We start from the raw sequence: 14,218 nt of genomic DNA, 5'->3' as shown, positions 1-14,218 counted from the left end.
GATCGCCGCTTTAACCGAAGAGCCCTTGCAGATACCACTCGCCGCCCATGCGCTCGCGATAAAGCCAGAACATGCGCCCCTGGTCGTCGGCGGCAACGTAGTAGTCGCGCCCGACCTCCTTGCCGTCCCACCAGCCGGTTTCGATGCGCTCGGCGCGCGTGAGCGTCTTCAGCGGCCGCCGGTACACGGGACGGTCGTTGCGCACGGCCAGCTTCAGCGGCTTTTCGAGCAGCCATGCCGGGCGCGGCTGTGACGGTAGCGGCACGTCGGGCAGATCGAGCATGCACTGCGTGGAGGCCGACGTTTGCGCTTCCTTCGGCTGCGGATTGCGCGGCTTGTGCGGACTGCGGGCCTTGCCCGACTTGCCTCCCGAAGCGCGATAAGCACGCGCCGCCATCGCCCGCTCGGGCCGGTGATCGTCCTCGACGAAAAGCTGCAGCACGTTCTGCTCCCCCACCCGCGCGCCAATGCGTTCGAACAGTTGCGCGAGCGAGGCTTCCGAAGCCTCGGGCATCGGGAACAGCGTGTCGTTAGGCGCCGCGTACTCGCTCACCCCGGTGGCGACGAGCGCAAGCCCGATCACCGGCGCGGCCAGCTCGGTCTGGTTCAGCTTCTCGCGCAACAGCCAGAGCAGATGATCGGCATCGCGCGAGGGCGCCGCCCATGCGAGCGTGAGGCTCGACGTGCGCGGCGCGTGCCGCGACGCCAACTCGTGTTCGAGCCGCAGCTCGAAGGCCGTCAGCGCCGCGTGCTGTGCACAGAGCCAGCCCGTCAGTTGCATCACGAGCCGCCGCGCGGCGAAGAGCAGCGCTTCGGCGCTTTCCACGCGCGCCTGCAATTCGAGTCCGGCACAAAACGACGGCGGCGCGCTGAACGAAGCGCGCGGATCGGGTGCCTCGCCGCGCGCCTGCGCAAGCCAGGTGAGCACACCGTCGCCGAAGCGTCGCACGATGCCGTCGCGCGGCAAGCGACGCAGATCGGCAAACGTCGCGCAGCCGATCTGCGTGAGCGCGTGCTCGTGCGGCGCGGCGAACGGCGCGAGCGTGACCGGCAACGCGTCGAGCACGCGCGCGAGCGTCGCTGCCTGGAGCACGCGCCAGCGGCGCAGGGTACCCGAACTGCGCTGCGTGGCGCGCGCCTGCGCGAGCGTCCACGCGCCCCAGGCGGTGGGCGCACAGGCAATGCGGGCGGCGTGGCCGCAGCCGGCCACCGTCGCCGCCACCTTTGCGAGCAGCGCGCGCACGCCGCCAAAGAGGCGCAGCCCGGAACCCACCTCCAGCAGCAGCGTATGCGAAGGCGCGAACGACACCTTCGGCGTGTAGGCGAGCAGCGCGAGCGCGAGCGCCTCGACCGCGCGGCTCTCGCGTGACGGATCGGGCGCGAGCAGCACGAGGCCCGGCGCGAGGGCAAGCGCATGGGCGCGCGTGCTGCCCGCGTCTACGCCGAAGCGCAAGGCATCGAGATCGGGGATCAGGACACGCAGGGAATCCGCCAGCGCGTAGCAGCGCGCGTCCTGCGGCGGCGCATCAGGACGACGAGGCGATACCGGGTCCGACAGGAGCGGCGGCTTCACGGCCTCCAGCGGCAAAAGCGGCAAGGTAACGGCGATCCACAACATGATTGACCCCGGGCGGCGGCATGACAGATGCCGGCCCCGTGGGGGGCAGCACGGCATCCTGCAGCGGCAGCGTAACGACGAGTGGCTGGGCGGGCGGCGGCCCGCGGCGTTTGAAGATATCGACGGACACGGCGGTAAGCTGCATCCACTGGCGCCGGTTGAGATTCGCGTCGACAGGCGGCGGCACCGGCGTGCAGACCATGCGCAGCGGCGCCGGCGACGACTGGTTGCGCGCGGCGGGCGGCCGGATCAGGAACGCGAGCGTGCGCGAATCCTGGGCGGCGACCTGCAGGCGCCGCACCGCGTCGGCACGCGCCTTCGCCTGCCAGAGCAGCACCGCGCCAACGCCCTCCTGACGCAGCGCCTGCTCGGCGACCCAGGGCGCCTCGGCTTCGCCCGCGCGCACCCAGATCACGCGATCGAGCGCGAGACCCCAAGTCTTGAGCGCGCACGCATACGGCTGCCACGGCGGCGCGACGAAGAGCACGTGCTGGCTGGCCGTGGCCGTCAGCGTGCGCAGCGCGGGGGCGACGAGCCGCATCTCGCCGATGCCGCCCTGCTCGACGAGCAGCTCGGTCAGGCTGCCCGCGGGCCAGCCCGCACCGGGCAGGAGCGCATCGAGCGCGGCGTGACCGCTTCGCACCGTGCGCTCGCTCGCGTGCGCAAGCTGATCGCCTTGCCAGATCCGGCTTTGCAGCCGGGACGGCAGATGTGTCGCCGCAAGCTGGAGTGCTGCTGCCATGAGTGCGCTCGGTCAAAAAGGCTCAGATCAAAAGGGAAATAGATCCCCCTGCCCGGCCAGAAAAAGGGGGCATGACGGGATGGCTACCTGGCGCCGTAGCACGCCATAACCTGTATATTTATACAGTATTTCATGGGATTTGGGAAAGTGGATGCAGGAGCACCCACGCACGCCCTGGGGGAGACCGGAATGACGAGAGACCAGGAACGACAGCCGGAGCCATTTTTGAGATCGGTGCTATAACGCGAATCACGCGCCCGCTTGCAGCTCGTTTGTGCAGCCAGTTTCACTAAAAAGGCAAACAGACCATGAAAAACAAAGCGTGGAAGTTGCGTTTGGGAGGATTGGCAATCCTGACGGGTGCGGCGCCGGCCGCGGGCCACGCGGCCTGTAATGCAACGGCGCCGCCCAGCAATACGACCGTGACCTGCACGGGCGCGGGCATTCCTTCGGTCGTCGCCGCAAGCGGCAGCACCGGCGTCACCCTCGACATCGCGCAGGGAGCGACGGGTAGCTATACGCTCTCGAGCACACCCACGCCGTTCTCCGTGGACACCTCCAGCGCAATTACGAACAGCGGCACGCTTGCGCTCTCCGGCAACGGTACGGGGGTGGCGAACCGCGGCGCGATGCTGATCGGCATGAACAACGGCAACACGATCACCAACGGCGCAACGGGCGTGATCTCCACGACGGGCGCCTACAACGACGGCATCGCGGCAAACGGCAACAACAACACGCTCATCAACAACGGCAAGATCACGACGAGCGGCAGCAACTCGTATGGCATGACGGCCGCTTGGGGACAAAGCAACACCGGTGCGTCGGGCAATACGCTCATCAACACGGGAACGGTCACGACCTCGGGCAGCAACGCTCGCACGGCCTCGCTGCTGGGCGGCAGCGGCACCATCAGCAACAGCGGCACGCTGACGGCGTCGGGCAAAGACGGTACCGCCGTCTACATGCAGGGCAACAACGACACGCTGATCAACAGCGGCACGATCCAGACCACCGGCACCGCATCGAGCAGCGGCAACGTCGACGCGGTCGTGTCCAACACGGTCGGCAGTTCGTTTACCGCGACGATCACCAACGAGGCCGGCGGCCAGATCATCAGCAACAGCGGGATCGGCGTGCGCTCGACCAACGGCAGCACTACGATCACCAATGCCGGCCTGATCGAAGGCGGCGGCGGCACCGCGATCCAGAACGGCAACGGCAACGACACGCTGATCCTGCAGACCGGTTCTCAGATCGTTGGCATAGCCAACGGCGGCGGCGGCAACAACGCCGTGCTGCTGCAGGGCACGGGCACCGCGTCGAACGCGTTCGTGAACTACCAGAGCCTGACGATGGAAGGCGACAGTTGGACCTGGGCCGGTACGGGCACGTTCTCGACCGCACTCGTGCAAAGCGGCACGCTGAACCTGACCGGCACGCTCGGCACGACCACCGCAACGGTCGTCGCCACGGTCAACAGCGGCGCGACGCTGCAGGCGAATGCCTCGAACCTGCCGCTCTCCGTGACCGACAACGGGCTCGTGCGCTTCCAGCAGGACAGCGCGGGCACCTACACAGGCCTCATTGGCGGCACGGGCGCGGTGGAGAAAACCGGCGTTGGCACGCTGACGCTCGCGCCTTCCGCCTCTGGCGGCAACACGTATTCGGGCGGCACGACGATCACGGAGGGCACGCTCTCGGTTGCGGCCGACAACGCGCTCGGCACTTCGTCGGGCGGGCTGACCTTCAACGGCGGCACGCTGCAGTTCGGCAGCGCCTTCGATCTCGCGGCAAGCCGCGCGATATCGATCACGTCGAACAACGGCACGATCGACACGCAGAGCTACGACTCGACGATCGCGCAAAACATCACGGGCGCGGGAGCGCTGACCAAGATCGGCTCCGGCACGCTGACGCTCAATGGTACGGACAGCTACACAGGCGGCACGAATGTCGACGAGGGCACGCTGATCGTCGGCGACGGCAGCAGCGATCCGCCGTCGCTCGCAGGCGGCGGGCCGGTGCTCGTCGCGTCGGGTGCGACGCTCGGCGGCTACGGCAGCGTGACAGGCAACGTGACGAACGAAGGCACGATCTCGGTCGCCAACGCGCTCGCGAGCCTTGCGAGCGGCACGACCGGCAACTTCCAGATCGACGGCAACCTCACCAACGCGGGACTCGTGCAACTGGGCGGCAGCGGCGTGGGCAACACGCTGACCGTCGTGGGCAACTACATCGGCCAGAACGCGACGATCGCGCTCAACACTTACCTGGCCGGCGACGGCGCCGCTTCGGACCGGTTGATCGTCAGCGGCGGAAACGCGAGCGGCACGAACACGTTGAAGGTCACGAACGTGAACGGACCCGGCGCGCAGACGGTCAGCGACGGCATCGAGGTCGTGCAGGCCACGAATGGCGCGACGACGAACGCGGGCACGTTCACGCTGTCGGGAGGCACGGTTGAGGCCGGTGCCTATGCCTATTACCTCGTGAAGGGCGGCGTGACGGCCGGCAGCGGCGAAAACTGGTATCTGCGCAATACGATCGCACCGCCGACGACGGAGACGCCTCCGCCGACATCGTCGACATCACCCACGGTACCGCCTCCGGCCGGGCCGCAGATCACGCCGGCGGAAGGCACGCCCGCGCCGATCACCGAAGCCGTCGAGAACGCCGGCTCCGACACGTCCGCCGTGCCGGTCTATCGGCCGGAGGTGCCGCTCTATACGGAAGCGCCCAGCGTCGCACGGCAATTGGGACTCCTGCAGATCGACACGTTCCACGATCGCCAAGGCGAACAATCGCTGCTGACGGGAGACGAATCCGTGCCGGCGGCCTGGGCGCGTGCCTGGGGCGGCTACAGCAATCTGCACCAGGGGGGCGACGTCGCGCCGTCGTTCGACGGCACCATGTGGGGCATGCAGATCGGCCAGGACCTGTATGCGGACAGCACGGTCAGCGGGCAGCACAATCACTACGGCTTCTTCGCAGGCTTCTCACGGGCCGTGGGCGACGTGAACGGTTTCGCACTGGGACAACCCGGGCTGGGTGTCGGTTCGCTCCAGGTCAACGCGTATAACCTCGCAGGCTACTGGACGCACATCGGCCCCGGCGGCTGGTACACGGACGCCGTCGCGATGGGCAGCGTGCTCACGGTGCGCACGAACTCGAACAATGGCGTGAACGGCTCGACGGACGGCAATGCATTCACGGGCTCGTTCGAAGCGGGATTGCCGATCGCGCTCGGCGACGGCTTCACGCTGGAGCCGCAGGCGCAGATGGTATGGCAGTGGCTGTCACTCGACGCGTTCAATGACGGCGTGTCCAACGTGACCTGGAACAACGGCAACACGTTCCTCGCGCGAATCGGCGCCCGCCTGCAGTGGGCGACCTCGACGAACGGCATCGACTGGAAGCCCTGGCTGCGCCTGAACGTGCTGCGCACGTTCGGCGCCGACGACCAGACGACTTTCGGCGGCACGACGACGCTCGGCACACCAGTTGGACAAACGCTGGGACAGATTGGCGTGGGCGTGGTCGCCCAGTTGACGAAGCGCGGCAGCGTGTATGCGACGGGAAGCTATCTTGCGAATCTCGGCGGCGAGCATCAACGCACGATCACCGGGAATGCCGGGGTGCGGTGGGCGTGGTGAGGACACGCCCAACCGGGGGCAACGATCCACTCAGGACGGAAGGTCGAGCAATACGCGTATATCGACCGAGCGATTCCCATACGAAAACACACGCTCGACCACCTTGAACGCCAGGGGTCCGGAGTCGGTTTCCGTTTCGATGAAGTCGCCAGGTTGAGGAAAGGGGATACCAACCGAATAGGAGAACCGGGTGGGCGGCAGCGGCCCAGCGGCTGCAATGGCTCTCTCGGAGTACCTGATATGGATGTCGATGTTCATTCCGTCTCCGTCTCTTGTGGTTGCGGAACCAATAAATTAGCACGAGGCGGGCTATGGGATCTGCGTTTCGTACAGCCCGATCTCCAGAGTCAGCGCAAAGCAAACGGCTTATGGCCCGTCGCCTTCAACGCGGCATTGATATCGGTACGAGTGTTAATAGCGCTGACCTTACCCCGCCGAGTACATCATTCGTAAATTAGTGGTCTCGCCGGTTTTTGATTGATGCAATTGCCGGAATTGGTCCGGCGCCAGTTGCCCCAGCGCACTGTGCGGCCGGACCAAGTTGTAATCGATTCGCCAGGCTTCAATGCGTTGGCGTGCGTCATCGATGCTGACGAACGCGTGTTGATTCAGACATTCCTCGCGTAGTCGCCCATTGAAGCTCTCGATATGCGCGTTCTCCACCGGCTTGCCGGGACGGATGAACTGCAATCGCACGCCGTGCTCGTGCACCCACGCATCCAACGCGCGACTCACGAATTCCGGCCCGTTATCGACCTGAATCGGCCTCGGGCAACGCCCCTGCAATCGCAACTGCTCCAGTACGCGGGCAACACGCGCGCCGGTTAGCGAGAAGCCCACTTCAATGCGCGGACACTCCCGATTCCATGCGTCGATAATCGTCAGCATACGCATGTGCCGCCCGTTGGCCAGCGAATCGAACACGAAGTCTATCGCCCACGCCGTCGCCCAAAGGTGGCCGGCGCCGTACGGTCGATGACCGCGCAGCATTAAACGGCATCCTGTATGTCTTGCAGACGGGCATCCCATGGGAAGACCTACCGCAGGAACTCGGTTTCGGCAGCGGCATGACATGCTGGCGCCGGCTACGCGATTGGCACGCCGCAGACGTATGGGCCCGGCTGCATCTGGCAATGCTGCGCCGACTGCGTGAACATGACCAGATTGAGTGGGAACGGACGAGCCTTGATGCAGCCAGCGTTTCCAGCCCCCGGGGGGCCAGGAAACCGGCCCCAACCCGACGGACAGAGGCAAGCTCGGGTCGAAGCGGCACATCGTCGTAGATGCGCGAGGAATTCCGCTTGCCGTCACGGTCACGGGGGCCAACCGGCACGACTCGATTGCGTTCGAGCGGACAGTCGATGCCATCCCGTCGGTGTCGGGACTGAATGGCCGGCCTCGCAAACGCCCGAGCAAACTGCATGCGGACAAGGGCTATGCTTTGCCCGGTGCCGGCGCTACCTGAAGCAGCGCGGAATCACGGCTCGTATCGCCCGCAGAGGCGTAGAGAGCAACGAGCGACCTGGACGGCATCGCTGGGTCGTCGAGCGCACGCATACCTGGTTCGCCGGATTCGGCAAACTGCGCATTCGTTTCGAGCGTCGTCTCGACATTCATGTTGCGTTGCTCTCCCTGACTGCGGCTGTCATTTGTTCCCGCTTCGTGGATGACTTGTGTTAGCGACTCTTAGTCGGTTCAACCAGTGTCCACACCTGGCCGCGCTACGCCCCACGACCAAGTACAACGATCGCTTCGGGCGCACGCTTAATGCAACAGGTGTGAGACGACCCGGAAGAGCCCTTCGGCTTGCCGATGCGCGCGCCGCCTTGATGCAGCGGGCGGACGCTGGACCGTAATGCATTGATACAGCAGGACGGCGCACCCGATAGCATGGCCGCCCCACAAGGGCGGCTTTTCGCATTTCTGGCGATCCGTTTTTTCGGATATGTCTGATATCGCTTTTCCTCTGCCTTGCCAACGATTGGCCTTGGGTTAGTGCGTCCCCTTGGAGCGCATAAACTGGGTCGCCAGGATGCGCGGCGAGTCTACTGTTCCGTGTCCCTTGGCGGGGATTCAAGCTCAATCTGGATGGGTAGGTTATGGCAGGTAATGAACTCCCGTATTACGAGATTAACAAGCTGTTGTGGCGCTGGAGCAAGAAAGACGGCGCTCGCATCGTGCATGAGGTCCGCTTGTCGATGGACAAGGCTCCGCCAGCATTGCCGAAACAACCCAAACCGAAGGCCCCGCCGCCGCCCGCACCACCACCGAACCGTACGGCCAATACAATTAACGGTGTCATGGACGCATTCGAAGCGCTGGGACGGTTCAAGAAGTGGCTGGATACCCCCGATCCGCCCAAACCGCTCAAGGCCACGCCTGAGCCAAAGGTGGAGACGGTGCCGCCGTTCGACATTCAGGAAATACCGAACGCCATGCGCAAGGAACATATGCCGGTTGGGGCCAAGATGATGGAGCGGTGGTTTGCAGGAAGGCTTAATTATTCGCCGAACAATAATGGCATTGACCAGAATGGGAATCCCTATGCTGACGATATGTATGCTTACGACGACATAAAACTGGATTGGGTGCTCAAATACGACCGGGCAAAGGTTAAATTTGACGAGCTTGTTAGTGAAATGATTTATCGGCCAAAGGCGATGCATGAAATATCCGAAAAATTAAGTTATTATCGAAACTACTACGGATTGTTTTTCACAAGCGACATTTGCGGTCATGGTATCAGGGAATTGCATAATTCTTTTGAATTCCAGGTAAGTACCGTTGATGCGGTACTTTCTGAGAAGTTGGAAGATTTCCTACGCTTCAATATGGATAACCGTGGAATTCCCGATGATCTTTATGCGGCGTTGGGCGGATTTGCGTTCTATGCGGCGATAGCGCAAGGCAACATTGAAAAAAACCCATCAGGGGATCGTATTGCCAAGGTGACCGGAATATGGATGTATGTGAAAAACCCTTTCTCATTCACCGATGAACGCGGGGCGCGATCAACCTATTTGGGGCATTGGGGGGTGAATGGAGTTGCGCTTGTTCCCTACGCGTTCGTCGAATCAAAAACATCTCGGCTCCCCTATCTCGATTACCCCGTTGCGATTGGTAATGTGCGTGTAAAATCGAATCTATATTCTCCGGTTCACAATTCTGATTTCCGGGATTAGCAGAAAAAACATAATCGTGGTGGCGATTTTATCAGTTTTTCTGATAGGAAATTTATTCGACTGCAAAATCCCATCCGGGTGCCACTATGAAGCGGTCAGTTAAGATTACTTTTTTTGTATCCTTCTTATTATAGGGTACTGGTTAATGTTCGACGATACTCCACATGGTACCAAGTGTGAGCGATCTAACTCACCAGATGGGAAATTTATAGCCGAACGATGCATGTTTGGTATGGAAGGCCGGGCGGGTAATGATTATGTTGGCAGATTATATGATGAAAAAAACGGGAGACTGCTCGCTCAACATACTTTCGTTGCCTATGCAGATGACATCCAAGTATTATGGACTGGATTTGGTGAGGAAGAAAAACACTACAATAAATCTGTAATGTTCATAAAAGGCGATGGTGGCGATGACCAAACATACATTGATCTTCCACCTTCTTCTTGGGAAAAAATACGGGCAATGAGGCCCCGGTTGCCTTGGGGCCGCTAGTTGGTTAGGTTCCCTGAGCGCCCCCATTTCGGTGCACCAGAAGGCCGCCCTTGTGGCGGCTTTGTCTATGGGGCCAACCCGCCAGCCCGCATACATGCGCCGCCCACGCTTCCATCATCGGGCGGCGCTGCCGCGTCGATAGTTTGCCCCGCATTTCTGCAATCGTTCTATCCTTCCTACTTCCGTCAACGTGATACCTGAGGGGCGCGGAGGTCCGCACCCAGGCATGGGCCATGCACCGCGCGAAGTCCTTTTTTTGGCAGCACGCCATGCATGTCGTGCTGCGGTATGCGGCCCCCTAGGCAATGGAGTACGTGGAAGCGGCGTTCTCCGGCGATCCTAACGCGGCTCTGGAACTGGCCGTTGCGCTCGACAACCCCAAGCGCGGCGCGGTGGCCGTGGCAATGTGGGATGCAAAGATACCCCGGCCCGCGTTTCGCAAGTACCTGGAGGCGGTTTGGGAACATGACTACGCCAGGGTGATTGGCGCTGCCGGGACGCGCCGCCGCCTCGCGACCATGTTTCGCTATGCCGCGTTTCCCCTGCCGGATTTCATGGGGCCAACCGTGCGCGTCTGGCGCGGCGCATGCGGCGCATCGGAGATGCCTGGCGCGAACCGGCTATAGCTGGACACTCGACCGCGATATCGCCTGCTGGTTCGCCATGCGCTTCGCAGGCCCGGAGCCCCTTGTGCTGGCGGCGGAGGTGCCGCGAAGGGAAATCGTGCTGTATACCGACGCACGGGACGAAGCCGAAGCCGTACTGATGCACCCGTCAGCCGCGAGCGTTGATGGCGCACCCGAAGAATGGCTAAGCCGCTATGGGGTGGTGAAGGCCGCGAATCAGGATTTCTCCGCCAGCAACCCTTCCGGCGTTGATTGAATTTGCCTACACAGTGCCTACACGGACCCAGAAAGCAAAAAGCCCAGCCGGTTAAGGCTGGGCTAAGTGCTTGAAACTATTGGTCGGAGCGATAGGATTCGAACCTACGACCCTCTGATCCCAAATCAGATGCGCTACCAGGCTGCGCTACGCTCCGACGAATCAGAGATTGTAGCGGCTCTCACCCTCCCCCGTCAAACTGCGCCGCCTCGCCTTGCTCCTGCCACCCCGGACGTGCAAGATGCGGAGACAGGGCAATCGCCCTACGCCACCCTACGCTGCCCGATCCGATCCAGGAAACGCCAATGCACCTCATCCTCTGGCGCCACGCCGAAGCCGAAGACTTTGCCGCCAGCGATCTCGCACGCCAGCTCACCACGCGCGGGCGCAAGCAGGCGCAGAACGTGGCGAAGTGGCTGCGCGCCCGCCTGCCCGACGACACCCTTATCCTCGCGAGCCCCGCGGCCCGCACGATCCAGACCGCCGAAGCGCTGACCGACCAGTATCGCGTCGTGCGCGAACTCGCGCCCAATGCGAGCGTCGATGCCGTTCTCGCCGCAGCAGGCTGGCCGCAAGGCGCCGCGCCCACGGTCCTCATCGTCGGCCATCAGCCCACGCTCGGCGAAGTGGCGGCGCGCCTCCTTTCCAGCGGACAGGACCCGCGTAGCTGGGCGCTCAAGAAGGGCGCCGTGGTCTGGCTCGCCAGCCGCGAGCGCAACGGCGACGAGCAGGCCGTCCTGCACGCCGCGATCACACCCGACCTGATCTAGCAGCAACGCCATCACAGCCGCCCGCCCTCCGCGGGCGCGCCACCCAGGCCCTTGCCACCCGCTACGACGGCAACGGCCACTTCGGCTGCCCAGGCATCCAGCGCAGCCCTCTTCCCACCTACACCCACCTTACGCCCAGTCACCGAATCGTCATTGCGCTGCCATGTAACCGTAACCGCGCCTTACTACATTTGCCGGAAAAGTTCCGTTACCTCCCGACCAGGACGACCCATGCGAGATCTGCCGACGCCCATCCTGCCGCTCGCCTCGACGTTGTTCGAGACGAACCGCCGCCTGCCGCGCGCCGAAGAAACGATCACCGCGCAGCATCGTCTGCAGGTGGCCTGGGCTCGCAGCGACGAAGAGCTGCGCGAAGCCCAGCGCCTGCGCTACCGCGTGTTCGCCGAGGAAATGGGCGCGCGTCTCACGGGCCCGGCCGGCCTCGACGTCGACGCGTTCGACCACTACTGCGACCACCTGCTCGTGCGCGATCTCGACACGCTCAAGGTCGTCGGTACCTACCGCGTGCTGCCGCCGCACGAGGCCACGCGTGTCGGCCGCCTCTACGCCGAGAGCGAATTCGACATCTCGCGTCTGGCCCACCTGCGCCCGAAGATGGTCGAAGTGGGCCGCTCCTGCGTGCACCCCGACTACCGCAGCGGCGGCGTCATCATGTCGCTGTGGGGCGGGCTCGGCGCCTACATGACGCACAACGGCTACGAAACGATGCTCGGCTGCGCAAGCGTCTCGATGGCCGACGGCGGGCACTACGCCGCCAACCTCTACGCCGCGCTCGGTGCGAATGCGCTGACCGCGCCCGAATATCGCGCGTTCCCCCACACGCCGCTGCCGGTCGAGGAACTGCGCACGGGCGCCCCGGCCGTACCGCCGCCGCTCGTCAAAGGCTATCTGCGCCTCGGCGCGAAGATTTGCGGCGCGCCCGCCTGGGATCCCGACTTCAACTGCGCCGACTTCCTCACGCTGTTCCGTCTTTCGGAGATCAACGAACGCTACGCGCGCCACTTCCTCGGCGAAGCAGCCGGGCACTGAGCACAAGCCGCAAAACCGAAATACAAACGCCCGGCTCGCAGGCCGGGCGCTCTCATTGCGGGCACCGCAAAAAACGATCAGTCCTCCGTATAAACCACGCGATACGGCATGCCGATCTTGCCCCACTCCGCCGCTTCCTGCACGAGGTTGTAATCGGTAAGCGGATTGTTCTGAACCCACGAGTTGGGCAGGCGCACTTCATAGCCATTGCCATCCAGCGCCACCGTAATCTCGGGCAGCCCCACGTCGGCACGCCGGCGGCACAGCAGCGTCGCAAGGCGCAGACAGGCCAACAGCGGCCATTGCACGTCGCGCGTCTGCGAAAGCTTGCCGAGCTTGCCCACGTGGCCGAGCACGAGCGCCGCGAGCCGCGCCTGGTCGGTGCGCGAGAAACCGGGCATGTCGGCGTTGCTGGCGATATAGGCCGAGTGCTTGTGATAGGCGCTGTGAGAAATCGAAAGACCGATCTCGTGCAGCGACGCGGCCCAGCCGAGGAACATGCGGCTTTCCTCAAGACGCTCCTCGTCGGACTCGCCAAGCTGGTCGTAGAAGCGTATGGCCAGTTCGCCGATACGCCCCGCCTGCGCGCGATCGACGCCATAGCGTCGCATGAAGCCCTCGACCGTGATCGTGCGCATGTCCTCGTGCTGCGAGCGCCCGAGCAGGTCGTAGAGAACACCGAGTCGCAGTGCGGCGTCGGTGGTGTCGGCATAGTCGATGCCGAGTTCCTCGAACACGGCGATCATGATCGAGAGGCCGCCCGCCAGCACCGGAATGCGGTCGGGCTTGAGCGCGACGAGCTTCAGGCGGTTGACGTTCTCGGCCTTGATGAGCGCGCGCTTGAGCCGTTCGAGGCCGCCGCGCGTAATGCCGTGCGTGATGCCCGGGTCGTTGAAGCCGTTGGCCTCGACGAGTTCGGCGAGCGCGCGCGCGGTGCCCGACGAGCCGATCGCCTGCTCCCAGCCGGTCTTGCGGTAGTCGCCGGAGATGATCTGGATTTCGCGCGTGGCCGCGAGTTCGGCCTGGCGCATCGTGTATTCGTCGACGTTGCCCGACGGGAAGAACTGGCGGCTGTGGCTCACGCAGCCGATATAGAGGCTCTCCATGCGGATCGGCGTGTAGTGCGCGCCGATGATGAACTCGGTGGAACCGCCGCCGATGTCGACAACGAGCCGCTTGCCCGCGCTCGCCGGCACCGAATGCGCGGCGCCGGCATAAATAAGGCGCGCTTCTTCGCGCCCCGCAATCACTTCGATCGGAAAACCCAGCGCGTTTTCGGCTTCGACAAGAAACTCGCGCGAATTCTTGGCGACGCGCAGCGTGTTGGTCGCAACCGCGCGCACGTGATCGGGATGGAAGTCGCGCAGACGTTCGCCGAAGCGCTTGAGTGCGTCCCAGCCGCGCACCTGCGAGGCGCGGTCGAGCATCTTGTCCCTGGAGAGACCGGCGGCAAGGCGGACCGGCTCGCGCAGGGCGTCGACGGGATAGATCTGGCTGCCGGCTTCGGTCTCTTCGACCCGGCCAACGATCAGGCGAAAACTATTGGAACCAAGATCAACGGCAGCAAGCAGTTGGGGGTTGGTGACCATCGAGGGGGCGGGCTCCATGCGTGCGAGCGCGGCCATTCGGGCGGCGGCCGCGCTGTTCAAATGTGTCATTTTAAGCGTACCCGCTTTCACAATGTCGCTCCTCATGCCAGCAAGGATGAACTAGTGAGCATGAACCACTGTGCATCATTACGAACCGCGTTGTCTTTTTCGTGAAAATGCAGCGTAAAATTTATGACACCGCGAATGTCACAATAAAGTCACCAAACTGTGCG

The 14,218-nt window shown here is 63.6% G+C and carries 11 protein-coding genes, 1 tRNA gene and 2 pseudogenes; 8 read left to right on the top strand and 6 right to left on the bottom strand.

What is annotated here, in order from left to right; translation table 11 throughout:
• Positions 1-10: 10 nt before the first annotated feature.
• Positions 11-1,618, bottom strand: a complete 1,608-nt coding sequence (locus WJ542_RS09545; protein WP_411189064.1) for a Y-family DNA polymerase — start codon at positions 1,616-1,618, stop codon at positions 11-13.
• Positions 1,527-2,360, bottom strand: coding sequence for a translesion DNA synthesis-associated protein ImuA (gene imuA, locus WJ542_RS09540; protein ID WP_411189063.1), 834 nt, complete (start codon positions 2,358-2,360; stop codon positions 1,527-1,529). The genes WJ542_RS09545 and imuA overlap by 92 nt, the downstream gene beginning before the upstream one ends.
• Positions 2,361-2,668: 308 nt before the next feature.
• On the opposite strand from imuA, the gene WJ542_RS09535 reads away from it, so the two are divergent.
• Positions 2,669-6,016 (top strand): autotransporter outer membrane beta-barrel domain-containing protein, encoded by a 3,348-nt coding sequence (locus WJ542_RS09535; RefSeq protein WP_411189062.1) that lies wholly within the window; start codon positions 2,669-2,671, stop codon positions 6,014-6,016.
• Between the two features lie 30 nt (positions 6,017-6,046).
• Here the strand turns inward: WJ542_RS09535 and WJ542_RS09530 are convergent, their stop codons facing one another.
• Both WJ542_RS09530 and WJ542_RS09525 read right to left on the bottom strand, forming a co-directional pair.
• Positions 6,047-6,274, bottom strand: coding sequence for a hypothetical protein (locus tag WJ542_RS09530; RefSeq protein ID WP_411189061.1), 228 nt, complete (start codon positions 6,272-6,274; stop codon positions 6,047-6,049).
• 168 nt (positions 6,275-6,442) lie between these two features.
• Positions 6,443-6,940: an integrase core domain-containing protein gene (locus WJ542_RS09525; RefSeq protein WP_411189060.1), complete on the bottom strand. Its 498-nt coding sequence runs from the start codon at positions 6,938-6,940 to the stop codon at positions 6,443-6,445.
• A gap of 11 nt (positions 6,941-6,951) precedes the next feature.
• On the opposite strand from WJ542_RS09525, the pseudogene WJ542_RS09520 reads away from it, so the two are divergent.
• The 5 genes and pseudogenes from WJ542_RS09520 to WJ542_RS09500 all read left to right on the top strand — a co-directional run.
• Positions 6,952-7,696: pseudogene (locus tag WJ542_RS09520) on the top strand (IS5 family transposase); the annotation flags it as partial.
• Between the two features lie 419 nt (positions 7,697-8,115).
• Positions 8,116-9,288, top strand: a pseudogene (locus WJ542_RS09515) (DUF6402 family protein).
• Between the two features lie 55 nt (positions 9,289-9,343).
• Positions 9,344-9,694 carry a hypothetical protein gene (locus WJ542_RS09510; protein ID WP_411189059.1) on the top strand — a complete coding sequence of 117 codons (351 nt, stop codon included), beginning with the start codon at positions 9,344-9,346 and terminating at the stop codon, positions 9,692-9,694.
• Between the two features lie 314 nt (positions 9,695-10,008).
• On the top strand, positions 10,009-10,320 hold the full coding sequence (locus WJ542_RS09505; RefSeq protein WP_411189058.1) for a hypothetical protein: 312 nt from the start codon (positions 10,009-10,011) through the stop codon (positions 10,318-10,320).
• Positions 10,321-10,357: 37 nt separating this feature from the next.
• On the top strand, positions 10,358-10,576 hold the full coding sequence (locus tag WJ542_RS09500) for a hypothetical protein (RefSeq protein WP_411189057.1): 219 nt from the start codon (positions 10,358-10,360) through the stop codon (positions 10,574-10,576).
• Positions 10,577-10,656: 80 nt separating this feature from the next.
• Here WJ542_RS09500 and WJ542_RS09495 read toward each other — a convergent pair.
• Positions 10,657-10,733, bottom strand: a tRNA-Pro gene (locus tag WJ542_RS09495).
• 148 nt (positions 10,734-10,881) lie between these two features.
• Here WJ542_RS09495 and sixA point away from each other — a divergent pair.
• Both sixA and WJ542_RS09485 read left to right on the top strand, forming a co-directional pair.
• Positions 10,882-11,346, top strand: a complete 465-nt coding sequence (sixA, locus tag WJ542_RS09490) for a phosphohistidine phosphatase SixA (RefSeq protein ID WP_411189056.1) — start codon at positions 10,882-10,884, stop codon at positions 11,344-11,346.
• 231 nt (positions 11,347-11,577) lie between these two features.
• A complete protein-coding gene (locus WJ542_RS09485) occupies positions 11,578-12,396 on the top strand; it encodes a GNAT family N-acetyltransferase (protein WP_411189055.1) in 819 nt (272 codons plus the stop codon).
• Positions 12,397-12,473: 77 nt separating this feature from the next.
• On the opposite strand, the gene ppx is transcribed toward WJ542_RS09485, so the two are convergent.
• Positions 12,474-14,054, bottom strand: coding sequence for an exopolyphosphatase (gene ppx, locus WJ542_RS09480; protein WP_411189054.1), 1,581 nt, complete (start codon positions 14,052-14,054; stop codon positions 12,474-12,476).
• Between the last annotated feature and the right edge of the window lie 164 nt (positions 14,055-14,218).

This window comes from Paraburkholderia yinzeri (assembly GCF_046581065.1).
In the GTDB taxonomy this organism is placed as follows: domain Bacteria; phylum Pseudomonadota; class Gammaproteobacteria; order Burkholderiales; family Burkholderiaceae; genus Paraburkholderia.
Note: the sequence above shows the minus strand (reverse complement) of the source record. Positions and strands in the feature narration are given on the sequence as shown.

What these genes read in the sequence shown, in the direction of transcription:
- WJ542_RS09545 (WP_411189064.1), bottom strand. Translation starts at nt 1,618, where the DNA reads ATGTTGTGGATCGCCGTTACCTTGCCGCTTTTGCCGCTGGAGGCCGTG.
- imuA (WP_411189063.1), bottom strand. Translation starts at nt 2,360, where the DNA reads ATGGCAGCAGCACTCCAGCTTGCGGCGACACATCTGCCGTCCCGGCTG.
- WJ542_RS09535 (WP_411189062.1), top strand. Translation starts at nt 2,669, where the DNA reads ATGAAAAACAAAGCGTGGAAGTTGCGTTTGGGAGGATTGGCAATCCTG.
- WJ542_RS09530 (WP_411189061.1), bottom strand. Translation starts at nt 6,274, where the DNA reads ATGAACATCGACATCCATATCAGGTACTCCGAGAGAGCCATTGCAGCC.
- WJ542_RS09510 (WP_411189059.1), top strand. Translation starts at nt 9,344, where the DNA reads ATGTTCGACGATACTCCACATGGTACCAAGTGTGAGCGATCTAACTCA.
- WJ542_RS09500 (WP_411189057.1), top strand. Translation starts at nt 10,358, where the DNA reads ATGCGCTTCGCAGGCCCGGAGCCCCTTGTGCTGGCGGCGGAGGTGCCG.
- sixA (WP_411189056.1), top strand. Translation starts at nt 10,882, where the DNA reads ATGCACCTCATCCTCTGGCGCCACGCCGAAGCCGAAGACTTTGCCGCC.
- WJ542_RS09485 (WP_411189055.1), top strand. Translation starts at nt 11,578, where the DNA reads ATGCGAGATCTGCCGACGCCCATCCTGCCGCTCGCCTCGACGTTGTTC.
- ppx (WP_411189054.1), bottom strand. Translation starts at nt 14,054, where the DNA reads ATGACACATTTGAACAGCGCGGCCGCCGCCCGAATGGCCGCGCTCGCA.